We start from the raw sequence: 21,681 nt of genomic DNA on the forward strand, positions 1-21,681 counted from the left end.
AAGGTGACCCAAGAGAACGGAAAGACCGGAAATTAAACTAAAAAGCAGGGGAGCCTGCTTTTTAGTTCCTTAATATGATATAAACAAAATAAGCGACATACACCAGTATAAGAAAAAGACCTTCTCTCTTCCCGACAGTGTATCCACTCCTCGAAAATAAGAATAATAACACACTAAGTACAATCATAATCAAGACATCAGTGAAAATTTTGCCGGCCACAGGTAACGGCGTAATCACGGCGGAAGTACCGAGTACAAACCAGATATTGAATATATTACTCCCTACAATGTTCCCGAGGGCGATTCCGCTTTCTTTCTTCAGTGCGGCAGAGATGGACGTGACCAGCTCAGGCAGGGAGGTCCCGATTGCAATGATAGTCAATCCTACCAAAGTTTCACTCATTCCGAGGGCGTAGGCGATTTCTGTGCCGTTATTCACCACCAAGTTTCCTCCGAAAATAATCGCTGCTAAACCGACTAACGTCAAAACGACATTTTTGCCCCATTTGATCCCTGTCGTCGGGGGCTCATGTTTCGTATCTTTCCGACTTTTCAGACCGATTTCGATGACGTAGTACATAAAAATGGAGAGGAACAATAAGAAGATTACACCATCACTGCGTGTAAGCAGGTTATCATTAAATCCCTGCAGTATCATGTCACTGATAAGTACCAGCAGTGCTACGCTGGCCAGCAAAGTGAACGGTATCTCCTTTTTGACCGTCGAACTTTCGACCGCTAACGGGTAAAGAAAAGCTGCTGCACCTACAACTAACGTAATGTTGAAAATGTTACTGCCGACAACGTTCCCGAGAGACACTTCAGCATTTCCCTGTAAAGCGGCGATGATACTGACGGTCGCCTCAGGGGAACTTGTGCCGAACGCTACAATCGTAAGTCCTATCAGGATAGGCGGAACGCGGAGAAGTCTGGCGATATTCGAAGATCCATCAACGAAGAAATCGGCTCCCTTAATCAATAATCCGAAGCCGGCGAGCAGTAATATGTATGCCATAATCGTTTCTCAAACTCCTTTGTATTTAAAGTCTCCGGCTGGGAGAGGCAGTCCTGTCAGCACAAGACTAGGTTTTACTTATTTAACCATAACCGAGATTCCTCTTCCTGGAAAGAAAAATTCGGACCGAGAAGTTAAATAAAGAAAAAGAAGAGAAAATGGGAGTAACTCCGATAAGGGAATAAAAAAACTGGAGCCGAAAAATATTCTTCGGCACCAGTCTCTGGAAAACTACGTTTTAAACACGTGCGTCCCAGGTTTTCTGTTCTTCGTCTTTCATCTGGTCTTCGATCTCCTGCGGGTAAGCCGTACGGAAAGCGTGATGATCCGCTTCGATCACTTCGACCATTTTTGTGATCATGTCCTCGGGATCGTACTGGTTCTCGAGCAGCTGTTCCATGTTACTCATGGATTTCTCGGGAGTCAGGTTCTTGTTAGGATTGTACCATTTCCACTTCTCTTCAAACATCCGGTCGTTGAAACCGGTGTTGAACGGACCGGGGTTGATGGTAGCTACCTGCACGTTGAATTCTTCAAGTTCCGCTTTCATAGCCTTGGCAAAAGCTTCGATTGCGTGTTTTGAGGAAGCGTACGCGGCGAGGTAAGGCATGCCTACCAGACCGGCGACGGAGCTGAGGAAGACGATTTTGCCTTTTTCTTTCTTCATGAATTTGTTGGCAGCAATTTGGGCATTTTCAAGCGTACTGAATACGTTCGTCTCAAAAATATCGCGGACCCGGTCGACCGGTATTTCGGCAATCGGTCCACCTTCGCCGATAGCCGCGTTCGCGACGAAAATGTCATAGTCGTACTCGTCTATCAACTGCTGATCCCGTTCATTAGTGATATCCAGTTTGATCACTTCGAGGGTGACACCTGCTGCTTCGGCTTCTTCCCGGAGACTCGTAATCTGGGCCATAATTTCAACGGCGGCAATGACGTGATGTCCTTTTTTAGCAAGACCGATAGCCGTACCTTTTCCAAGACCCGTACCGGCTCCGGTGATAAAAATCGTTTTACTCATAGTATGATATTCCTCCTTAGGGAATGATTCTGCGTATAATCGGCGGTCTATTTTTCAAGAAATTGCACTTTATTATTGGAATAAAGGTGACAACTACATTTTGCCTTCCCGTCTCCATGGGAATCTAAACGGACAGAGGAACAGGGGAAAGAAGCAGAGCCGGTGGTATATCTCCATTTTCCGGACGTGATATGATAGACGATAGTGAGTGTCGGTGAAGTCATTTTTCAAATGCAGAAAATAAAGGAGAAACAGTATGTCTGAAACATTTTTCAACAGGATGAGTACAGAAACAGGAATAGAATTGAATGGGGCCCAGAAGCAGGCGGTCCTTCATACGGAAGGTCCTCTTCTTCTGCTGGCGTCACCGGGTTCCGGGAAGACGACTACGCTTAATATGAAGATCGCCTATCTGTTGTTCGAGAAGAAGGTGGCACCGGAAAGGATTATGGCAGTTACGTTCAGTAAAGCTTCCGCCCGCGATATGTCCCGGCGTTTCGACGACTATTTCTCCGGCTGGAGTAGTGTGAAAGTACCGTTTTCCACCATCCACAGTTTCGCCTATAAAGTAGTGCGGGAGTTCATGAGAAAAGAGAACATCCCCTACCAGCTGATTGAAGGGGGAGGGCAGAAAGGCCGGATGCCGGGCGGTCTCCCTCTTCAGAAAACATTCATTTTGAAAAAAGTGTACGAAGATGTGAACGGGACGCAGGCGACTGAGGAGGAGATGGAGGATCTGATGAGTTACATCAGTCTCGTGAAGAACCGGATGCTTGAGGGGAGAGAACTGGAGCGGGTACCGTGCCAGGCGAAAGCTGCCTCGGAAGTCTTCCAGGCGTACGAATCGTTCAAGCAGTCGGAAGCGGAGGTCACTCTTCTCGATTTCGACGATATGCTTACGTTCTGTCACGAAATACTGAGAGAAAACCCGGATGTCCTTTCTGTTTATCAGCAGCAGTTCGATTACGTCCTCACCGATGAAAGTCAGGACAATTCCATCGTTCAGCATGAAATCGTGGAGATGCTGGCGGCCCCTTCGAATAATCTCTGTCTCGTCGCGGATGACGATCAGTCAATTTTCGGGTGGCGCGGAGCGGAAGTCGATAAACTTCTTCGGTTTCAGGAGACGTATCCGGAAGCGACCGTCCTTACGATGACGGAGAATTACCGTTCCTCCGAAGAAATCGTCCACGTAGCCAACCGGTTCATTAAGCGGAATATCGATCGTTACGAAAAAGAGATGACTACCCCGAACGGATCCATGCAGGACGTGGAAATCCATGCTTTCCAGAATGACGAGAAACAGCTCGACTACGTAGTACAGCAGATACAGGAGAAAAGCAAAGAGGAGACGGCGGTGCTTTACCGCAATCACGCTTCCGTGATCCCGCTCGTCGATCAGCTGGACCGTGCCGGCATCGATTTCTACATGAAAGACTCGGAGGCTAAATTCTTCAGACACTGGATCGTCGAGGACGTTCTGAACTTTCTCCGTTTCTCCTATAACGACAGCAGAATCGATATTCTGGAAAGAATCCATACGAAATTCAATGCGTATATTTCGAAAAAACAGATGGACCTGTTGAAGGGAAGAAACACGAAGAGGTCTCTGTTCGATCAGCTGCTTCAGCTCGATGTTCAGGAGTACCAGAAGAAATCGATTCCGAAAGTGAAACAGACCTTCCATGACATCAACAATATGAGGCCCGACGAGGCGATAGTGACGATCAGGGAAAAACTCGGCTATGACCGTGTGTTACGGAAGATGGTGGACAAGTTCGGGTTCCGGGCGGATCAGCTTTTCGGTACCCTCGATGTACTCATCCGTATTGCCGAGAGCTGTGATTCTCTGAAAGATTTCGCTTTCCGTCTGAAAGAACTCGAGGAGATTGTGAAGAACGCCCACGTGAGGGAGAGCTCCCTTACGCTTACGACGTTTCACAGTGCCAAAGGGCTTGAGTTCGATGCCGTTTACATGATCGATCTCGTCGACGGCATCATTCCCTCGAATGACGACATTGAGGATTACCGGGACGGGGAGAGAGAAGCGATGGAAGAAGCGGCACGCCTGTTTTACGTCGGAATGACCCGGGCCCGGGTCCGTCTCGAGCTGTTGACGTACCACTACCTCGGGAAAGAGCGGGTGAAGGAATCCACCTTTCTGCACAACGTGCGTACCATTGCGGGCTCTACGAAAAAAACGAATCACCGGGAAGTTGCGAGCCGTGTGGATACCTCGGCACTCGAAGGGATGGACCCGGGAACGAAAGTGGTTCATCAGGCGTTCGGGCGGGGCACCGTCATGGAATATAAAGAAGGGCTTATCGTCATTCACTTTGAAGAAGCAGGGTATAAGGAACTGCTGCTTGAAACCTGCGTGGAACGCGGACTTCTCTCTAAAGAAAAACAGGAAGCGTAGTGAGGTCACTTCGCTTCCTGTGCATAGGTTTCTTTCGGTTTCTCCTGTCTGTGAAGAACGGGAATCCGGTGCCCGAGCTTGAAGATGAGGATACCTGCCATAAGGATGGAGAGACCGAGAGCTTTCGTCCAGGTGAACGGAACCGGTTCGAAATGAAACAGCCCGAACGTATCGATGGTGGAAGCGACGGCAAGCTGAGAGACCATCGTGATCGATACCGTGTAGGCCGGCCCGAGAATAGCCATACCCCGCATCAGGCAGTAGACGAGCGTCACCCCGAATACGCCGCTCAAAAGGAAAATCGGATTGATGCCGCTTAAAGCGAAAAGAGGAGTATCCTCGACAATCGTAAATACGATGAGCGAAGCGATGAGACCGAGCCCGAGAACGACGGTCGTCGATCCCCACGAGCCGATTTTACCGCTCATTCGGGTATTGAATATATTTTGTGTACTGATCATGACACCGGCGAGAATGGAGAAAAATATACCTATCAAAAAAACAGCTCCTTATTCATAAATGTTTCCTTCTGCTTTTTGGCGAAGTAAATCGATATCAGTGATTTTGATGATGCCTCTATGTTTTTCAAGAATCCCTTCGTCTTCGAAGTCACGAAGCACCCTGTTCAGGTGGCGGTAACTGGTACCGATGACTTCCGCTGTCTCTTTCAACGTTTCCGGACGCATCTCTTCATGGAACAGTGATCCTTTTCCGTCATCGGTAAGGCTTAAGAGATAGCTCGCCAGACGCACGTCCGTATTATAAAGCATGTTAAGAGTGGAAGCGTGGGCTTCTGTGTAAAATTTGTGGGTGATGACTTCCAGGAGAAAGTGGAGAAAAGCTGTGTTTTCCTTTTCTTCCTGTCTGAGCCTGGCGAAGGGGATCTTCATAAGGTGCCCGTCTGTAACAGCTTCTACCGTATGAAACACGTCCGTCCCTTTCACGTATTCGACATCTCCGATGACAGCCAGGGGATTTTTGAAGCGGAGTATGAGACCGTTCCCTCCCGCTGAGCTGGTGTGGATTTTTATTTTTCCATCGACGAGGAAATAAAGATGGTCGAGCGTATCATTCTTCTCCCACAGCACCTCTCCCTGCTTCATTTCGTACAGTTCCAGCGCATCAAAAGAAGCGGAGGAAAAAATGTTGTCGAAGTCGAATGCGGTTGCGTACTCCCGGAAAAGGGTAGGGTCGGACAGTTTTCTCACTATGGACACTCCTTTACAGTTTGAATAGAACGACGCCCGTAATCATTAAGGCGACACCGAGAAGCTGATACCCTTTCACCGCGACTTTCTTTTCTTCAAACCAGCCTTTCAGCTCCACGATGAAAGCAGTAAGCAGCTGCGCTACGAGAAGAATCGCTATAGCGGAGGCAGGCCCGAGCTCATTGAAAGCGTAGAGTTCCGAGAAGATGACGACTACTCCGAACGTCCCGCCGGTGATATAGAGAGGTCGGACGGAGGGGAGGCGGCGTATATCTCCGTCTCTTTTGGTCAAATAGAATGTGAGTGCGATTACGAAACCTACGAGGTGAACAATGACCGTCGTGTGCCAGCCGCTGATCACCTGATTCATACTGGAATTGAAAACTCCCTGCATCGTGATGCTTAAACCTGCGATGACTGCAAACAGAATACCTTTCATAAAACGTTCCTCCTTCTCATCTTATAACAGTAAATAACATTTATCTATTATGATAAAGGACATATGTCCCTTTTTGATGAAAAAATAAAAATTCCCTCTTGTTAAATGAAAAAGGTTTGGTTATAATGATTATTGTCGGATTTTAACTACGGGGCATTAGCTCAGTTGGGAGAGCGCTTGTCTGGCAGACAAGAGGTCAGCGGTTCGAGTCCGCTATGCTCCACTATGTAACCCCTTGCTATGCAAGGGGTTTTTGTTATGGTGAGAAGTTTGGTAACGGCGAAAAGGTTCCCCTCATCTTCTTTTATTAATAAGGCGATAATCAAATAACGGAACCATAAAAATAAGCAGTCTTTCCGATTTGGATTAGGCTGCTTATTTTTGTTTAATTTGCCCCCTAGGTGGTATAATGAGAACAAACGTTCCTGTTTTTGAGAGGGGAGAGATAACTATGGATGGAGTTCTTGAAAGAGCTCTTTCTAATAAACAAAAAGTTGAAATAGTCTATATAGATAGCGAAGGCAGGATAACCCAGCGGTTTGTTCGTATAACCGTTATAAGGAAAGACACCATTTTTGCGTATTGCTATTGGAGGAAGCAGGTTAGATCATTTAAACGGGAGAATATTCTTTCAGCGTATCCGGTTCAAGCCCGTTATACTTCACTTACATGAACCCTTCTCTGGGAACAGGGGAGGTTTTTTGTTTTCCAACAATTAAAGGCTGTGGTAAGAATAAGGATCCGGTTGACGGAGTATGGGAAGAGGAATATATTTAAAGTAACTAAAAGGTGGACTTTTTCGTTGTTCTGTATTCCATGAACGTGGAGGGATTGGATGAAGAAGATGTTACTCCTGCTGGTCTTTTTCGTATTCTCAGCCGGTGCTGCCGGCCATTATTCGCTGTTCGCAAGCATTATCGGCAAAGGATTTCTGCAGATTATTCTGCCTGCGGGCTTCGTGCTTTGGGTGAACAGAAAAGAGTACTGGTTCCACTACCTTATAAGGAAACTGGACCATTTTAACCGGAACACACTGCTCGTCCTTTTCCTGTTTTTTGGTACAGGTGTCCTGTTTGATTATGTATGGCTTCAGGAGTTTTCCCTCCTGATTACGATGCCTGTATCCCTGCTTGTGTTCGGAACGGCTCTCTGTCTCTTCCGCATGTTCTTTGAAAAAGGATTCCGGCGTTTTTATCGCCTTACGTTCGCAAGGACAGCCGTGTACCTTATTGTCCACATGACACTGTGGGGATTCTACACGATGGGTCTGGACGAGTACGGAGTGCCGGCAGAGGTGTCCGTATACGCGAGAGTTGTGCAGGTGCTTGGAGGTCTGATGCTTGTCTTCGTTTTTTTCCGTTGGGGAAAAAAGGATCACGAGGTGGATCCTCCGACCGTGGAAGGTATGGTAAGGAAATTGTATTAAAAAACAGGAAGCACCTGAAGATTCAGGTGCTTTTCGTCGTGACGATCGTTCCTGCGAACCGGTCCTGGGCAAGGCTCCTGCCCTCGTCTCTCGAGAAGTTCTTTCTGTCTCTCATGTAGGCAACGCTGCTTGCGAAATCCCGGTGAGCTATCCGTTTGAGGATTTGACCGGAAGTGAGAGGAGAGCCGTCTCCACTTTCAAGTCTCAGTTCCATCAGTTTATAGCCGAGCGTCTGTCCGCTGTACTTCAGTTGCCCGTACTCCATCCCCCAGGTAATGAGTGTCGGCAAAACGAGTGTGAGGAAAGCTTCGTTTTTCACTTTTTTTCTGAGAAGATTCTCTGCTGCAGCATTGATGATACCGGAGAACGCAATGTCGATAAGCACGGCGTACGTACGTTTTTTTGTGACGGGTTTCATTTTCATCCCTCCTTTTTCATTATCTGTACGCAGGGCTTACATAGTAAGTTTCATTTTCGTAGTAAATTATCCTTTTCAAAGCATAACGGCAAGACGTTAAGGGTAACAGGGACTAAGGAAGGAGTTGAGAACGATGGAAGATATGAACAGAGGAATCATTACGGCTCTCGGTTCCATAGGTCTTGCACAGGCAGCAAAGATATGGACGTACTACAGAAAGACCGGGGAATGGGACGTGAAACAGGTGGCTGCGACCGGGGGGATGCCGAGTTCGCACTCGGCAGGAGTGGCTTCTATAGCTTCCTACATAGCTGCCAATAAAGGGTCACGGCACACAGAAACGGCTTTGGCCGTCGTTTTTGGAGTCATCGTTATGTATGACGCTCAGGGCATACGCCGTCACACCGGTGAAATCGCCAAACTCGTGAATGAACTGGAAGACAGTTTCTCCAAAATATCGGAGGATATCCCGAGTCTTGAATTCGTGGAAAGAGAGAAAGAATTGAAAGAACTTCTCGGTCATCAGCCCCTGGAAGTGCTGGGCGGTGCTATATTGGGGGGGATCCTCGGCGTGTGGTCCGCCAAAATTGAGCATTAATGCGTAAAAAGCAGGAAGAAGAACGTATATCCCGGTTCTTCTTCCTGCTTTTTTTATCCCCAGATAATCCGGGACACATAAATAACGAAGGTGACCGTCACCGCTGAACAGAGAGTGGACAAAAGGACGATCTGGGCCGCGAACTCGGGATAATTCTCGTATTCCTGGGCGATGACGGCACTATTGACGGCGGTAGGCATGGCGGAAGCGATGAAAAGCGCCTGGGCTGTCACGCCATTAAGCCCGAATACGTAAATCATACCAAGAGCGAGGAGCGGTCCTGCGAGAAGACGCAGGAACAGACTCGGATAGACGGAAGAGAAATTTGTGGTCCATTTAATTTTTGCGACCTGAGCCCCTAGCATGACGAGAGCGATCGCTATCATCGCATCGGCTATGTAGGTGGATGGTACCCAGAGAAAGGAAGGTACGGCGATGTTTCCGGCGTTTAGAAGAATGCCTGCAAGAAGAGCATAGAGGACGGGCATTTTGAAATATCCGGCCATCGATCTCCATTTCCCGATGTGAATGGACTGCAGAGCGAAGATGCCGTAGGAAAAGGTGATTACGTTCTGCATCGTCAGAACGACGACCTGAATCGACATGGCGAATGGATCTCCTTTGAAAACGAGGTCATTCACCGGCACGCCGTAATTGCCGGAGTTGAAGAAGATGACGCTGTTGGATACTGTCGTCGCCCTCGCTCCGTCCATCCCCTGCAGTCGGGTGAATACTCTCGTAATGACAAAAAGCAGCAATACGTACAGGCCGATGAAGCCGATGACGCCAAGAAATTTCCCCGGGGCGAATTCCGTTTCATATAATTTTACGAATATGAAACCCGGAACGAGAAAGTATATATTCAATTTTGCCAACGTGTTCAAATCCAGATCGAATTTTTTCTCAAGTATAAAACCGATTCCCATGATAATGAAGACAGGGAGGAGAATGTCCAGAAGAATCGTCAGCAGTTCTGCCATAGAATCCCCTCCTTACAGGTGTTTCAACAGTAATTCCATTTCTTCTTTCACTTTCTTCCAGGCTCTCGTGGAGGGGTCCGTAAACATAAAGTGTTCCGTATCCGTAAGCCTGATATATTTAACAGGGTCTCCGATGTTTTCCGCCCATTCGTAATAGTCATCACTCATACCGACGGGGACGTTCACATCGAGGGATCCGTGGAAGAGAATGTGTGCGGTAGAAAGAGGAAGGAGTTCTTTTGGTGAACCTTCCCGGTAACGTTCCGGCACTTCCAGAGGACTTCCGCCCATAAGTTCCGCAGTCGGATTATCCGCAGGTTTCGCGAGTTCCTGGTCACGGAAAGCATGAATCATATGCATCATGGACAAATCGCTGATACCGGCAAGGCTGACAGCAGCTCCAGGTGTCAGGAAGTTTTCTTTGTAAAGGTCGCTCGTCTCCGTAAGCCTGTGCCGGCCTGCGAGCCAGAGAGCGAAATGGCCTCCGGCGGAGTGACCGAGTGTTACGATTCGATCCAGATCCAGGTGGTATTCATGTTCCATGTGACTCAAGTGGTCCATAGCGTCCGCTACGTCCCGGAAACTTCCGGGCCATCCTCCACCATCCTGACCGATTCTGTTGTATTCGATGTTCCACGTCGCCCACCCGGCAGCGGTCAGGTCCATCGCTATTTCCCGGGTGAGGTCGAGATCGAAATCGGCCTTCCAGAACCCTCCATGTATAATGACGACCACCGGGTGAGGGGCGGGCGTTTCCGGAAGCATGAGCTCCCCGTACTGGTATATATCTTCTCCATAGTAAATTCTTTGCATATTTTTTCACCTCTCTTTAGGAATATTACACTTATTCAGTCGTTTAGAAAACTCATCCGACAGAGAAACTTGCAACTCTTTTCCCGGTTCGGGTGCGAACAATTATAACCGTACGGGACACCCCGGCGAAAAAGCCGGGCTTTTCCGGTTTAACGAAATACAATTTAGTGAAAATTTAAGAGGAAGGAGTGATACGTATGTGGTGGAAACACCCTTATTTCAAATACATTACGGCTTTTATTTTATTGTTGATCACTATTTATTTTATGCAGCTTTTAAACATATTCAGTCCGTTTCTTACATTATTCCAGACGCTGTTTTATCCGATACTGATCGCCGGGTTTCTGTTCTATCTTACCAGACCGGTGGTGGAATGGCTGTCGAGGAAATTATCGATACCGCTTCTCGCCTCCATTCTTATTCTGTTCGCAGCAGTCGGAGGATTGCTTGCAGCCGGTGTTAGTCTGCTTGCATCCACTATTGAGGAACAGGCGAAGAACATCTCGAAGCTGCCGGATCAGCTGAGTAAAACTGCGGAAGAAGCAAGGCAGGGCCTCGAAGGTAAAGACATGGGGATGCTCTCGACGAACTCCCTGAAACAGCAGGTCAGCAAATACGCCAGCAGCCTTGGACAGGATATAGGTGAACATTTTGCCGAAACGTTTTCAACAGTAGCAGGAGCAGCGACTGTGATTATCATTATTCCTTTTGTTCTGTTTTTCTTCTTGAAAGATGGAAGGAAACTCGTCCCTTTTCTTACCAGTCCTTTTTCCGGGGAAAAGAGGGAAGAAGCGACCAGGCTGTTCCGGAGACTGGATGACACCGTGGCCGCGTACATTATCGGTCAGGCGACCGTCGCCTTCGTGGACGGGGTTCTTATGTATATCAGTTATCTGATTATCGGTCTTGATTACGCTCTCATTCTCGGTCTGTTTGTGGTCGTCACGGCCATTATACCGTTCTTCGGACCGATACTGGGTGTAATACCGGCGATTGTTGTGGCGCTGGCACAGGCTCCGATAATGGTCATTTACGTACTTGTCGCACTGATAATTGTGCAGCAGCTGGAAGGGAATATTGTAGCCCCGGTGGTTCTTGGAGAACGTCTGCATATCCACCCGCTGACAATCATCTTTCTGCTTATCGTAGCCGCTCCGCTCGGAGGATTCATAGGAATGGTTATCGCTGTACCGCTCTATTCCGTGATCAAAGTGCTGCTTTATAACTTCTACAGATATTTCCAGATGTATCAGGAATCAAAAAATCGATCCGTCTGAAAGAAGGAGAGGAACGCATGATCCACTATTTACAGGAGCCCCTGCTTCTTGAAAACAGAGGAGTTACTATCAGGAACCGCTTCATGAAGTCGGCTATGAGTGAAGGTATGGCTTCCCGGTTGAACGCCCCTACGGAAGATCTTATAAGACTGTATGAACGCTGGTCCGAAGGAGGTGCCGGCCTTATAGTCTCGGGAAACGTGATGGTTACACGCGATGCGCTCGGGGAACCGGGGAATGTGGTGCTGGAAGATTCAGGGAGTATGGACGTTTTCCGCCGCTGGGCAAAAGCCGGGAAAAAAGAAGGGAACGAGTTCTGGATGCAGATCAATCATCCCGGGAAACAGGTAGTGAGGGGGCTTGTGAAAGAAGGACAGGCTCCATCTGCTGTTCCGTTTCCGGCGGGTTTCCAGAAATTTTTCGCCCCGTCACGGGCATTGACTAAAGCAGGTATCGAAGAAATTATCTATCGTTTTAAAAGAACAGCAGCTCTGGCGAAGGAAGCGGGATTCACCGGAGTACAGATTCATGCTGCTCATGGTTATCTCATCAGTCAGTTCCTCTCGCCGAGACATAATATCAGGGAGGACGAATGGGGAGGGTCCATCGAGAACCGCTCCCGTTTCTTAAAAGAGATTTATCGCGCCGTGCGGGCGGAAGTCGGTGAGGATTACCCGATTGGAGTGAAAATCAATAGTGCCGACTTCATGAAGGCCGGGTTTACAGAGGAGGAGTCCGTCTACGTAATACGGACTCTTGAAGACCTGGGTGTAGACCTCATTGAAATTTCCGGAGGCACTTATGAGAAGGCGGTAATGACAGGGAAACAGTCGGAAAAATCGAAGCGTGAAGCCTACTTTCTGGAATACGCCGATACTTTAAAGAATCAGACTCGCCTTCCGGTAGCAGTGACCGGCGGCTTTCGTACGAAGGAGGGAATGATCGAAGCAGTTCGTTCGGGCTCTGCCGATATGATCGGTCTGGCCCGTCCCCTTGCGGTCGATCCGGATATCCCGCGTAAAATTTTACACGGGGAGATGGATGACATTATGATCCCCTCCATTAAGACCGGAATTCCCCCGGTAGACAAAGCCGGAATGATGGAAGTGATGTGGTACAGTCAGCAGCTGCACAGGATGGGGAAAGGGAAAGCGACGAAGCCGCGCTTCTCCCCGAAACTGTCCATGCTTCTTGCGCTCTGGGAAAACGGTACGGGAGTTTTTCAAAAACGGAGAGCATGATAGGGAAGGGAGAGGAAGCTCACGATGAAACATACGATTGAACCGCTTGGAGACCAGTCCCTGTTCATTACTTTAGGAGATGAAATCGATCCTGACACGCATGAGTCCGTGCAGGCAGTCGCAGCCCGGCTGGAGAAAGATGAGTGGTCCTGGCTATCTGAAATCGTACCTTCTTATACCGGACTGGCCGTCTATTATGATGCCCTGGCATTTTACCCTGAGTATTCTTCCCCTTATGAACAGGTGGCGGAGATGCTGAAGAAGGTCGTGGACACGACGGAGCCACGGGAAAAGAGCGAACATCGCACCGTGGAGATCCCTGTCTGTTACGGAGGCGAATTCGGTCCGGATCTTTCTATAGTAGCCGGGGAGAACGGGCTGACGGAAGAGGAAGTCATAAAGCTTCACTCCGAAAACGAATATCTGGTATACATGCTTGGATTCGCTCCCGGGTTTCCTTTTCTCGGAGGTATGGACGAAAGGATCGCGACCTCCCGTAAGGATTCTCCGAGAACCAGCTTGCCGGCCGGTTCAGTCGGGATAGCCGGTTCACAGACCGGAGTGTATCCGGTAGTGTCTCCCGGAGGATGGCAGCTTATCGGCAGAACACCTTTTAAGCTGTTCAATCCGGACAGGGAATCTCCTTCCTACGTTCAGCCGGGGGACCGGGTGAAATTTTATCCTGTCTCTCCTGAAGAATATAACCGTCTGGAGGGAGAAGAATGATACAGGTGCAGAAAGCGGGTCTTTTGACGACAATACAGGACGCAGGCCGCAGAGGCTATCAGAAATACGGGGCAAGTCCGGGAGGCGCGGCGGACACATTCGCTTACCGGTTGGCCAATATTGCAGTCGGAAACGAGGCCGGCGCAGCTGTACTGGAGATGACTCTTCAGGGAGACGTGTTACTGTTTGAGGAACCGGCCGTTATCTCCATCACCGGAGCGGATATGAAACCGGAAATAAACGGGGAACGTGTACCGATGTGGCGACCGGTGTATATAGATAGAGGGGAGACTCTCCATTTTTCCAACGCTGCCAGGGGAATCCGGACGTATGTAGCGATAGCGGGAGGTTTTGTCGGAGAGAACTTTCTCGGCAGCTTCTCTACCTATCTGAGTATGAAAGCCGGTGGGCACCAAGGAAGGAAACTCGAAAAAGGAGACGTGCTTTCGGTAAATGAACCCAGTCATCTGAACGAAGAGGTGAAAGACTGGCTGAGTCGGTCCTCCAGAGAGAAAGGGTTTACTTACCCGGCCTGGAGAGTCCCCGGGCCCGGGCATTTTCGGGAAGGTAGTCCCGGAGAACTGCGTGCATTTCCGGGGAGGCACTATGAATTATTTGATGCCGGAAGTAAAGAAGCTTTTGAAACAGAAAGGTACAAAGCCGGGAGCAAGTCCGACCGGATGGGTGTGAGACTGGACGGAGTTACGCTGACGCTCCGGGAGCCACAGGACATTCTGTCAGAACCGGTAACATTCGGAACCGTCCAGGTGCCGTCGAATGGCGAACCGATCATTCTGCTTGCCGACCGGCAGACGACGGGCGGTTACCCGAAAATAGCCCAGATCATCAGTGTGGACTGCTCGAAAGCAGCACAGCTGCGTCCGGGAGAGGCTGTCAGTTTCCGTATGATCACTCACCCGGAGGCTGAGCAACTGTTATTGACCGTCGAAAACCGGCTGGCCCTGTGTGAACAATCCGTCAAACGAAAAATAATGGAGGGATAACAGAATGGCTGTCGATTTGAATTGCGATATGGGCGAAGGGTTCGGAGTGTATAATAAAGGGAGAGACCGGGAAGTGCTGGATCATGTGACCTCGGCCAACATAGCCTGCGGGTTTCACGCCGGAGATTCACGCTTAATGAAAGAAACGGTGCGTATGGCGGCAGAAAGAAATGTGGCTGTCGGAGCTCACCCAGGACTTCCGGACCTGGCCGGGTTCGGAAGAAGGAAGATGGATATAACTCCCGAGGACGCTTATGATTTCGTGCTGTACCAGACAGGAGCACTGGGGGCATTCGCAGAAGCTGAAGGTACTCGCCTCCAGCACGTAAAGCCGCACGGGGCTCTTTATAATACGGCCGCCAAAGACGCGGAACTGGCACAGGCGATAGCGGAAGCCGTGCGGGACGCCGGCGGCATGATGCTTTACGGCCTCGCCGGAAGTGAGCTGTTAAAAGCCGGGAAGAATACCGGTCTTCCCGTAGTTAGTGAAGTGTTTGCGGATCGTCTGTATCAGCCTGACGGTACACTTACTCCGCGAAAGGAAAAGGGCGCAGTAATTACGGATAGAGAGCAGGCTCTAGAACAGGTCCGTGATATGGTGCTCCACCAAAGGGTGAGAACCGGAGACGGAACGACGATCGACATACAGGCGGACTCTGTATGTGTGCACGGCGACAACAGCGAAGCGGTGGATTTCACCCGCTCCATCCGGAAGTTTCTGGAGGAGAACGACATAAGTATGAAAGCTCCAGGGGCGTAGCGGGAGGAGGCCCGGCTGTTTATTTTAAGCAGTAAGCGGCCGGCCTTTAGTTAAAAACAATTGTTTAATAAGCGTAAGAGGAGAGAACGATGGAATACATAAAAGTATTTACGGACGATTATGAATACAAAGGAATAATGGACAGAGAAAAGGCTCACGCTTCCGGGGAGTGGCATGAAGTTTTTCACTGCTGGCTTTTAAGTTACTGCGAAGGTGATATCTATGTATACGTTCAATGGAGAAGCCCATCAAAAAAGGATTACCCCGGTCTTTATGACATCACGGCAGCGGGACATCTGGAAGCGGAAGAGTCTGTGTCGGACGGCGTAAGGGAAGTGAAGGAAGAAATAGGTCTTGATATCCCTTATGAAAACCTGGAAAAAATAGCGGTACTCGATACGTGGATCGGAATCGACCGGGAATTCGCTCATGAACATGTTTATGTCTGCAGTCATTCTCTCTCCCAGTTCTCCCTGCAGAAGGAAGAGGTCAAGGAAATGGACCGGATACGCTGGGAGGATTTCAAAGCTCTGTTTCAGGGGCATAAGGGTGAAGTGAATTCAGCGAGAGGGCGGGTATTGAAAGAAAACGACTTTGTACCTCACGGCAACGCGTATTACCCGAGACTCATTCATGCCGTCGAAAAATTTCTGGAAACTGAAGGATGAAGAATATGTACAGTGTGCCGCCCGTGAACCGGGGGACACACTTATTTTTTAACGCGGAATGTTCAGCACCTGTCCCGGATAAATGATATACGGCGAAGAGATGGAGTTGGCGGCGGCAAGAGCGGACACAGTGACACGGTTGTTCAGGGCGATCCGGTACATGGTATCCCCTGACTTGACTGTATGCGTTTTGGATACTTGAGCGGTACCCGGGATTTTCAGTACCTGACCGGTGCGGATATAAGCCGGGTTGGAGATGTTGTTGTGAGAAGCAAGGTTTGACACCGACACGTTATATCTTCTCGCAATACTGTAAAGCGTGTCGCCACGTTTTATCGTATAGGAAGTCTGAGAGGCAGGCGGGTCCACAGTTCCGTTTCCGGAACCGGAGAGATGCAGAACCTGACCGATACGAAGCATACGTGCATCCGAAATGTTATTGTTTTTCATCAGAGCATCCACAGTGGTCCCGTATCTTCTGGCCAGAGAGTAGAGCGTGTCTCCTGCCTGCACGCGGTGGGTGGAAGCTGTCGTCGTGCCGAGCAGTTGCGAGACCGTCGTGAAACTGTATCCCTTCTGTTTTAAAGCAGGGATGGCGCGGGAAATAGCTTTCGTCGTTCCGGAAGCCCCGGCACCCGTATGCATGAGAATGATAGAACCGGGCTGGACATTCGACATAATACGGTCGTATATCCGGGAAGAAGAGTAGCCTTTCCAGTCCAAAGTGTCGATATCCCAGTGGATAGTATGGGTATACCCGGCATTGCCAACAGTGTTCAGAACCCGGCTGTTAACGGCTCCGAACGGGGCCCGGAAAATAGGAGAAAGAGACTGGCCGGTGATGGATTCAACAGCACTTTCCGTACGGGAAAGTTCATTTCTCATCTGAGAAGAAGAAATAGTAGTGAAGTCGGGATGGGAGTAGGAATGGTTGGCAATTTCATGACCGGCACGCGTGATACTCCGTATGGAGGAGGGGTGATTTTTCGCTCCGGAACCGGTCAAAAAGAAGGTAGCGGTGACGTTCTCCCTGTCCAGGACATTGAGAATGGAAGAGATGTTGGTACCGTCCGAACCGTCGTCGAAAGTGAGAGCTACAGTTTTTGAGGAAATGTCCCCTTTCATAATGAACGCGGAACTTGCAGCAGAGACAGTAGAGAAAGAACCGAAAACGAGCAGCACAGTCATGAAGATCATGGTCACTATCCGGCTCATTACAGTCACCTCACTATAGATTTGTAATTCTATTATACTCCTTTTCGCAGAAGATTACCTGTTTAAAGCGCCGGGAATGTTTTACTTAAAAGTAAAAAAAAGAACAAAAAGAGGCAACTTTCTGATATAATCGTCAAATGATAACGCATACATAAAGGAATGGGAGGACAATATATGATATCAGCAACGTGGAACTGGCTGTGGGAAAAGCACGACCAGGCCAAGGAACTTCTCAGTTTTTTCGTTAAGCCGAATAACAGTGGCACCTCCACCGGGAAAGCGACCGATTCAGAACGAAGTGCAAGGCCGGATGACGATAATGGGGGTCCAAGTTACTCAAAGGTTCAATGGATTGGTCTGATCATCGGCCCGCTTTTGTTTGTACTTACACTTTTGTTTTTCCAGCCTGAAGGCATGTCGGATGACGCCCAGGCGGTACTCGCAAGTACGCTCTGGGTAGCGAGCTGGTGGATGACGGAAGCGGCTCCCATACCGCTTACTTCTCTCCTTCCAATCATTCTGTTTCCGCTTACCGGAGGTCTCGGGATGGACGAGACGGCGTCTTCCTACGGGGACGATACGATCTTTTTATTCATGGGAGGGTTCATGATAGCTCTCGCCATGGAAAAATGGAACTTACACAAGCGGATCGCTCTAAGTATTATTCTCGTAATAGGAACAAATACGGAGCGGATTATACTCGGGTTTATGGTAGCCACAGGCTTTCTGTCCATGTGGATTTCCAATACGGCGACCGCCATGATGATGGTGCCGATAGGTCTCGCTATCATTTACCAGGTATCGGAACAGTTGAAAGACGATGACTCCATCGATACATCGAAGGAGAACTTCGGGTTCGGGAAAGCACTTATGCTCGGTATTGCCTACTCCGCTTCGATCGGGGGAGTGAGTACTCTCATCGGGACGCCTCCGAACACAGCTTTCGCTGCTATTGCCGGCGATTTATACGGCGTGGAAATATCCTTCGCACGCTGGATGCTGTTCGGTGTGCCGGTAGCGTGGACCTTCCTTTTCATTGCGTGGTTTTACCTGATTAAAGTAGCCTACCCGCTGAAGCTGAAAACATTACCGGGAGGCCGGGATGTTATTAAGAAAGAGAAAGATGCGATAGGAAGAGCGGGCTTTGAGGAGAAAGTGATCCTAGTCGTATTCATACTGGCTGCTTTCTCCTGGATCACCCGTTCCTTCCTGCTGCAGGAGTTCGTGAACGAAAACATAAATGATGCTGTCATTGCCCTTACTGCTTCCGTCATTCTGTTCCTCATTCCCGCGAAGAACGAAAAGGGAGGAAGGATTTTGGACTGGGACACTGCAGTGAAACTGCCGTGGGGCATTCTGCTTCTGTTCGGCGGAGGACTGGCTATCGCCGGAGGATTCAGTGCATCGGGCCTCTCCGAGTGGCTCGGGAATCAGCTTACTATACTTGAAGGCGTCAATCTGTTCGTCGTCCTGCTGGCCGTGACGGTGATGGTGATCTTCCTTACCGAAATCACTTCGAATACGGCGACGGCGAATATGATGTATCCGATCATGGCGTCACTTGCGGTAGCGCTCGGGGTGCACCCTTATGCTGTTATGATCGCTGCCGGCGTAGCTTCCTCTTCGGCATTTATGCTGCCGGTGGCTACTCCTCCGAACGCCGTCGTATTCGGTTCCGGATATCTCCGCATACCGGACATGGCCAAAGCCGGTATCGCTTTGAACTTTGTAGGGGTCATTATCGTAACCCTCGCCGTTTATTTCTGGCTTCCTGTGGCATGGGGCATCGATTTGACCGAAGTACCGGAAATGCTCAAGAATCCAAATTAAATAACGATGATGTAAATAAAGAAGAAGCATGGAGTGTACGCTCTATGCTTCTTCTTTTTGTCATGCCGCTAATTTCCGATCTTTACCGTGCTTCGTACGATAACGATATAGATGAGCGGAAGGAGGGCGAGAAAAATCATCAGTCCCGGCCACCCCTGTGAATTGTAAAGGGGGCCGAGCATTGAACTTCCGGTCACGACGCCTATATAGTAAGAAACAAGATAAAGGCTGGAGGCACTGCCCTTGTGATGTGTGACGAGATCCCCGATAGAGGAGGCGGTCAGGGAGTGTGCGGTAAAGAACCCAAGGCAGAGAAGGGCAAGGCCTATAGAAATAATCCATACAGCGTCGAAAAGCATAAGGGAAATACCGATACAGAGTACAAGAATCCCGGTGAGCCGCACGCTGCTCAGAGGAAAATGTCCGGCGAGCCATCCAGCTAGAGGCGAGCCGACAACACCAAGACCATAAGCGAAATAAAACAGAGAAATACTTGCAAGCGACAGGAAAAATGGGGCTTCCTGCAGATGGAACGGTAGGTAAGTCCATACCCCGGTGAAACTCGTCTGAAAAATGATTCCAAGACCAAAAATAAGGAGCAGCCGAGGGTTTCTCAGATGATAAGAGAAACCATGCAGATCGTGGCGGAAAGAAAGCTCGCTTGATTCAAAGAAACGGGAGGTGGGGAGAAGACGGAGCATTAGCAGAAACATAACCGTACCAAGGCCCCCGAGCATATAAAAATACGTGTGCCAGGAAAAGAAATCGGTCATCGTTCCTGCCATCACCCGTCCGACCATCCCTCCGAGGGCGTTGCTCGATATGTAAAGAGCGGTGGCTACGTGAACACTGCCGCTGTCGATTTCTTCGTGCAGATAGGCAAGAGCGGCGGCCGGGAGTCCGGCGAGAGCCACCCCCTGAATAAACCGCAGACAGATGAGCAGAAAAAAAGAATCTGTCCATGGAATAATCAGAAAAGGAATAGTCGCACCGGCAACGGAGGCTTTTATGAACGACGTCCGCCCGTGCCGGTCCGAAAAGAAACCGAGAACGATCAGTCCTACAATCAGCCCGGTGATTGTCAGGGAAAGTGACAGACTGGCTGCCGAGATACTTATATTGAATTCTTCCACATAGACGGGAAACAGCGGCTGGACGGCATACATACTTGCAAAAATAAAAAAGGATGCAAGAGTGAGGCTCAGTGTTATCTGCCAAAAACTCTTGTCCTTGGGTGTATAGGGTTGCTGCAGAGACAACGTCATCCCTCCCTTCTCGTTAAGATTCTTCGACGTATCGGTTTCTTCCCGCTTCCATACCAAAAAGAATGACTCCTGCAGAAACGAGCAGAAGAGTGAGTACAGGCAGCATCCAGCTGCTGCTCAGATCATAGAGAAGGCCGATGAGCATCGGTCCGGCTGCTGCAAGCGTATAACCGAAAGCCTGCGCCATGCCGGACAGTGCTGCCGCCTGCCGGGCCGACTTCGTTCTCATGCCAAGAAAAGCGAGAGCGAGAGCAAAATTGCCGCTCAGGGCGATACCGATGCATATAATACTTACCATCAACAGAGCAAAAGAGTTACCGATCCACAAAATAAAATAACCGGCGAGAGAAAAAGTGCCGAGGATAAGCACCATTTTCCGCTGGTCGTTGAATTTCTCGGCTATAACCGGAACGATGAAGCTCGCAGGTAGTCCGATGAAAAGGGCGGCAGAAGTCATCCATCCTGCAGTTGCTATGCTGACGCCCCCGGCATTCAGAATTTCGGGAAGCCAGGCTACCGTGACGTAGAAGAGAAACGACTGCAGTCCCATGAATGATGCGATTTTCCATGCCAGCGGGGACGTCCACACATTGGTCTGGTCGAGTTCGAAATATTCCCCGTTACGTGGGGTGTTACGTTCTTTCCCAATCAGATAAATCCACAGGACCATTGCCAGAAAAGCGGGTACGGCCCAGATCGCCAGGGCATTCGTCCACCCCCACCCGAGTCCTGTAGCTACGGGAATGCTTACGCCTGAAGCCACCGAGGCAAATACTCCCATTGTTGTAACGTAGACTCCGGTCATGAGAGCGACTCTGTCAGGAAATTTCTCTTTCACTATTCCCGGCAGCAGAACGTTACAGACGGCGATACCGATACCTGCAAGCAGAGTACCTGCGAACAAAACAGCCGTATTCGGAATCAGCCGTACAGCAACCCCTGCGAATATCAGAAATGTTCCGGCGACCAGTACGATTTCATTTGTGAATCTGGCGCTGATTCTCGGGGTGACCGGGGAAGTGAAAGCGAAAGCGACAAGAGGTAACGTCGTTAAAAGGCCCGCGCTCCAGTTGGCAAGACTCAGATCTTCCCTGATAAGACCAATCACGGGGCCGACTGAAGTGATGGCCGGCCGCAGGTTAAACGACACGAGTACAATACCGAGGATGAGCAGGGCAGTATAGAATTTACGGTTGTTCATTATGTATCCTTCTTTCCATTGATTTACTTTTACTACTATAGCATGAAGATTCCTCTGTTGCCTATGAGCCGGAATCGTTAATTCGTTGTTTCTGCCATATTTTTAACAGAGGAAAAGGGGATAGTCTGCTGTTTGAAAAATTATGTAAGAATGT

The 21,681-nt window shown here is 49.3% G+C and carries 22 protein-coding genes and 1 tRNA gene; 12 read left to right on the forward strand and 11 right to left on the reverse strand.

Going from position 1 to position 21,681, the window contains the following annotated elements:
* Positions 1-61 precede the first annotated feature (61 nt).
* Both BLU03_RS10535 and BLU03_RS10540 read right to left on the reverse strand, forming a co-directional pair.
* Positions 62-1,015 (reverse strand): calcium/sodium antiporter, encoded by a 954-nt coding sequence (locus tag BLU03_RS10535; protein ID WP_093107690.1) that lies wholly within the window; start codon positions 1,013-1,015, stop codon positions 62-64.
* 238 nt (positions 1,016-1,253) lie between these two features.
* Positions 1,254-2,039, reverse strand: coding sequence for an SDR family oxidoreductase (locus tag BLU03_RS10540; protein WP_093107692.1), 786 nt, complete (start codon positions 2,037-2,039; stop codon positions 1,254-1,256).
* Positions 2,040-2,295: 256 nt separating this feature from the next.
* Between BLU03_RS10540 and BLU03_RS10545 the strand changes: the two genes are divergently transcribed.
* Positions 2,296-4,458, forward strand: a complete 2,163-nt coding sequence (locus BLU03_RS10545) for an ATP-dependent helicase (RefSeq protein ID WP_093107694.1) — start codon at positions 2,296-2,298, stop codon at positions 4,456-4,458.
* Between the two features lie 5 nt (positions 4,459-4,463).
* Here the strand turns inward: BLU03_RS10545 and BLU03_RS10550 are convergent, their stop codons facing one another.
* Genes BLU03_RS10550 through BLU03_RS10560 form a run of 3 tightly spaced genes read right to left on the reverse strand, consistent with a single transcriptional unit; the run spans position 4,464 to position 6,105 of the window.
* Entirely contained in the window at positions 4,464-4,955 is a 492-nt protein-coding gene (locus BLU03_RS10550) for a DMT family transporter (protein ID WP_093107696.1), read from the reverse strand.
* Positions 4,956-4,967: 12 nt separating this feature from the next.
* Entirely contained in the window at positions 4,968-5,666 is a 699-nt protein-coding gene (locus BLU03_RS10555; protein WP_093107698.1) for a Crp/Fnr family transcriptional regulator, read from the reverse strand.
* Between the two features lie 13 nt (positions 5,667-5,679).
* Positions 5,680-6,105, reverse strand: a complete 426-nt coding sequence (locus BLU03_RS10560; RefSeq protein WP_093107700.1) for a DMT family transporter — start codon at positions 6,103-6,105, stop codon at positions 5,680-5,682.
* 150 nt (positions 6,106-6,255) lie between these two features.
* Between BLU03_RS10560 and BLU03_RS10565 the strand changes: the two genes are divergently transcribed.
* From BLU03_RS10565 to BLU03_RS10575, 3 genes are all read left to right on the forward strand, one after another.
* Positions 6,256-6,328, forward strand: a tRNA-Ala gene (locus tag BLU03_RS10565).
* Positions 6,329-6,514: 186 nt separating this feature from the next.
* Positions 6,515-6,778, forward strand: coding sequence for a hypothetical protein (locus tag BLU03_RS10570; protein ID WP_245698826.1), 264 nt, complete (start codon positions 6,515-6,517; stop codon positions 6,776-6,778).
* A gap of 162 nt (positions 6,779-6,940) precedes the next feature.
* Complete coding sequence (locus BLU03_RS10575) at positions 6,941-7,531, forward strand: hypothetical protein (protein WP_093107702.1); 591 nt, start codon at positions 6,941-6,943, stop codon at positions 7,529-7,531.
* Positions 7,532-7,553: 22 nt separating this feature from the next.
* On the opposite strand, the gene BLU03_RS10580 is transcribed toward BLU03_RS10575, so the two are convergent.
* The gene (locus BLU03_RS10580) at positions 7,554-7,949 is read right to left on the reverse strand and encodes an RDD family protein (RefSeq protein WP_093107704.1); all 396 of its coding nucleotides are present in this window, start codon (positions 7,947-7,949) and stop codon (positions 7,554-7,556) included.
* Positions 7,950-8,082: 133 nt separating this feature from the next.
* Between BLU03_RS10580 and BLU03_RS10585 the strand changes: the two genes are divergently transcribed.
* On the forward strand, positions 8,083-8,547 hold the full coding sequence (locus BLU03_RS10585) for a divergent PAP2 family protein (RefSeq protein ID WP_093107706.1): 465 nt from the start codon (positions 8,083-8,085) through the stop codon (positions 8,545-8,547).
* Positions 8,548-8,600: 53 nt separating this feature from the next.
* Here the strand turns inward: BLU03_RS10585 and BLU03_RS10590 are convergent, their stop codons facing one another.
* Together BLU03_RS10590 and BLU03_RS10595 are read right to left on the reverse strand one after the other, a co-directional pair.
* Positions 8,601-9,527: an AEC family transporter gene (locus BLU03_RS10590; protein WP_093107708.1), complete on the reverse strand. Its 927-nt coding sequence runs from the start codon at positions 9,525-9,527 to the stop codon at positions 8,601-8,603.
* 12 nt (positions 9,528-9,539) lie between these two features.
* Positions 9,540-10,340: an alpha/beta hydrolase family protein gene (locus tag BLU03_RS10595; protein WP_093107710.1), complete on the reverse strand. Its 801-nt coding sequence runs from the start codon at positions 10,338-10,340 to the stop codon at positions 9,540-9,542.
* A gap of 197 nt (positions 10,341-10,537) precedes the next feature.
* Here BLU03_RS10595 and BLU03_RS10600 point away from each other — a divergent pair, with 197 nt between their 5' ends.
* The 6 genes from BLU03_RS10600 to BLU03_RS10625 all read left to right on the forward strand — a co-directional run bounded on the left by BLU03_RS10600 (position 10,538) and on the right by BLU03_RS10625 (position 16,016).
* Complete coding sequence (locus BLU03_RS10600; RefSeq protein ID WP_093107712.1) at positions 10,538-11,617, forward strand: AI-2E family transporter; 1,080 nt, start codon at positions 10,538-10,540, stop codon at positions 11,615-11,617.
* A gap of 17 nt (positions 11,618-11,634) precedes the next feature.
* Complete coding sequence (locus BLU03_RS10605; protein WP_093107714.1) at positions 11,635-12,858, forward strand: NADH:flavin oxidoreductase/NADH oxidase family protein; 1,224 nt, start codon at positions 11,635-11,637, stop codon at positions 12,856-12,858.
* 24 nt (positions 12,859-12,882) lie between these two features.
* Entirely contained in the window at positions 12,883-13,584 is a 702-nt protein-coding gene (gene pxpB / locus BLU03_RS10610) for a 5-oxoprolinase subunit PxpB (RefSeq protein WP_093107716.1), read from the forward strand.
* A complete protein-coding gene (locus BLU03_RS10615; protein ID WP_093107718.1) occupies positions 13,581-14,588 on the forward strand; it encodes a 5-oxoprolinase subunit C family protein in 1,008 nt (335 codons plus the stop codon). Before pxpB ends, BLU03_RS10615 begins: the two co-directional genes overlap by 4 nt.
* A gap of 4 nt (positions 14,589-14,592) precedes the next feature.
* Entirely contained in the window at positions 14,593-15,348 is a 756-nt protein-coding gene (locus BLU03_RS10620) for a LamB/YcsF family protein (RefSeq protein ID WP_093107720.1), read from the forward strand.
* A gap of 89 nt (positions 15,349-15,437) precedes the next feature.
* Entirely contained in the window at positions 15,438-16,016 is a 579-nt protein-coding gene (locus BLU03_RS10625; RefSeq protein WP_093107722.1) for an NUDIX hydrolase, read from the forward strand.
* Positions 16,017-16,064: 48 nt separating this feature from the next.
* Here the strand turns inward: BLU03_RS10625 and BLU03_RS10630 are convergent, their stop codons facing one another.
* The gene (locus BLU03_RS10630) at positions 16,065-17,231 is read right to left on the reverse strand and encodes a LysM peptidoglycan-binding domain-containing protein (RefSeq protein WP_093107724.1); all 1,167 of its coding nucleotides are present in this window, start codon (positions 17,229-17,231) and stop codon (positions 16,065-16,067) included.
* Between the two features lie 174 nt (positions 17,232-17,405).
* Here BLU03_RS10630 and BLU03_RS10635 point away from each other — a divergent pair, with 174 nt between their 5' ends.
* Positions 17,406-19,061: an SLC13 family permease gene (locus BLU03_RS10635; protein WP_076571314.1), complete on the forward strand. Its 1,656-nt coding sequence runs from the start codon at positions 17,406-17,408 to the stop codon at positions 19,059-19,061.
* 68 nt (positions 19,062-19,129) lie between these two features.
* Here BLU03_RS10635 and BLU03_RS10640 read toward each other — a convergent pair whose 3' ends face one another.
* Positions 19,130-20,383 (reverse strand): MFS transporter, encoded by a 1,254-nt coding sequence (locus tag BLU03_RS10640; RefSeq protein WP_084193879.1) that lies wholly within the window; start codon positions 20,381-20,383, stop codon positions 19,130-19,132.
* A complete protein-coding gene (locus tag BLU03_RS10645; protein WP_093107726.1) occupies positions 20,340-21,527 on the reverse strand; it encodes a CynX/NimT family MFS transporter in 1,188 nt (395 codons plus the stop codon). The genes BLU03_RS10640 and BLU03_RS10645 overlap by 44 nt, the downstream gene beginning before the upstream one ends.
* Positions 21,528-21,681 lie beyond the last annotated feature (154 nt).

This window comes from Salimicrobium album (assembly GCF_900107115.1).
In the GTDB taxonomy this organism is placed as follows: Bacteria; Bacillota; Bacilli; order Bacillales; family Halobacillaceae; genus Salimicrobium; species Salimicrobium album.

Coding starts and splice junctions, on each gene's coding strand:
- BLU03_RS10580 (WP_093107704.1), bottom strand. CDS start 7,949: ATGAAACCCGTCACAAAAAAACGTACGTACGCCGTGCTTATCGACATT.
- BLU03_RS10575 (WP_093107702.1), top strand. CDS start 6,941: ATGAAGAAGATGTTACTCCTGCTGGTCTTTTTCGTATTCTCAGCCGGT.
- BLU03_RS10535 (WP_093107690.1), bottom strand. CDS start 1,015: ATGGCATACATATTACTGCTCGCCGGCTTCGGATTATTGATTAAGGGA.
- BLU03_RS10615 (WP_093107718.1), top strand. CDS start 13,581: ATGATACAGGTGCAGAAAGCGGGTCTTTTGACGACAATACAGGACGCA.
- BLU03_RS10630 (WP_093107724.1), bottom strand. CDS start 17,231: ATGAGCCGGATAGTGACCATGATCTTCATGACTGTGCTGCTCGTTTTC.
- BLU03_RS10540 (WP_093107692.1), bottom strand. CDS start 2,039: ATGAGTAAAACGATTTTTATCACCGGAGCCGGTACGGGTCTTGGAAAA.
- pxpB (WP_093107716.1), top strand. CDS start 12,883: ATGAAACATACGATTGAACCGCTTGGAGACCAGTCCCTGTTCATTACT.
- BLU03_RS10625 (WP_093107722.1), top strand. CDS start 15,438: ATGGAATACATAAAAGTATTTACGGACGATTATGAATACAAAGGAATA.
- BLU03_RS10590 (WP_093107708.1), bottom strand. CDS start 9,527: ATGGCAGAACTGCTGACGATTCTTCTGGACATTCTCCTCCCTGTCTTC.
- BLU03_RS10645 (WP_093107726.1), bottom strand. CDS start 21,527: ATGAACAACCGTAAATTCTATACTGCCCTGCTCATCCTCGGTATTGTA.
- BLU03_RS10620 (WP_093107720.1), top strand. CDS start 14,593: ATGGCTGTCGATTTGAATTGCGATATGGGCGAAGGGTTCGGAGTGTAT.
- BLU03_RS10600 (WP_093107712.1), top strand. CDS start 10,538: ATGTGGTGGAAACACCCTTATTTCAAATACATTACGGCTTTTATTTTA.
- BLU03_RS10570 (WP_245698826.1), top strand. CDS start 6,515: ATGAGAACAAACGTTCCTGTTTTTGAGAGGGGAGAGATAACTATGGAT.
- BLU03_RS10560 (WP_093107700.1), bottom strand. CDS start 6,105: ATGAAAGGTATTCTGTTTGCAGTCATCGCAGGTTTAAGCATCACGATG.
- BLU03_RS10545 (WP_093107694.1), top strand. CDS start 2,296: ATGTCTGAAACATTTTTCAACAGGATGAGTACAGAAACAGGAATAGAA.
- BLU03_RS10595 (WP_093107710.1), bottom strand. CDS start 10,340: ATGCAAAGAATTTACTATGGAGAAGATATATACCAGTACGGGGAGCTC.
- BLU03_RS10635 (WP_076571314.1), top strand. CDS start 17,406: ATGATATCAGCAACGTGGAACTGGCTGTGGGAAAAGCACGACCAGGCC.
- BLU03_RS10605 (WP_093107714.1), top strand. CDS start 11,635: ATGATCCACTATTTACAGGAGCCCCTGCTTCTTGAAAACAGAGGAGTT.
- BLU03_RS10585 (WP_093107706.1), top strand. CDS start 8,083: ATGGAAGATATGAACAGAGGAATCATTACGGCTCTCGGTTCCATAGGT.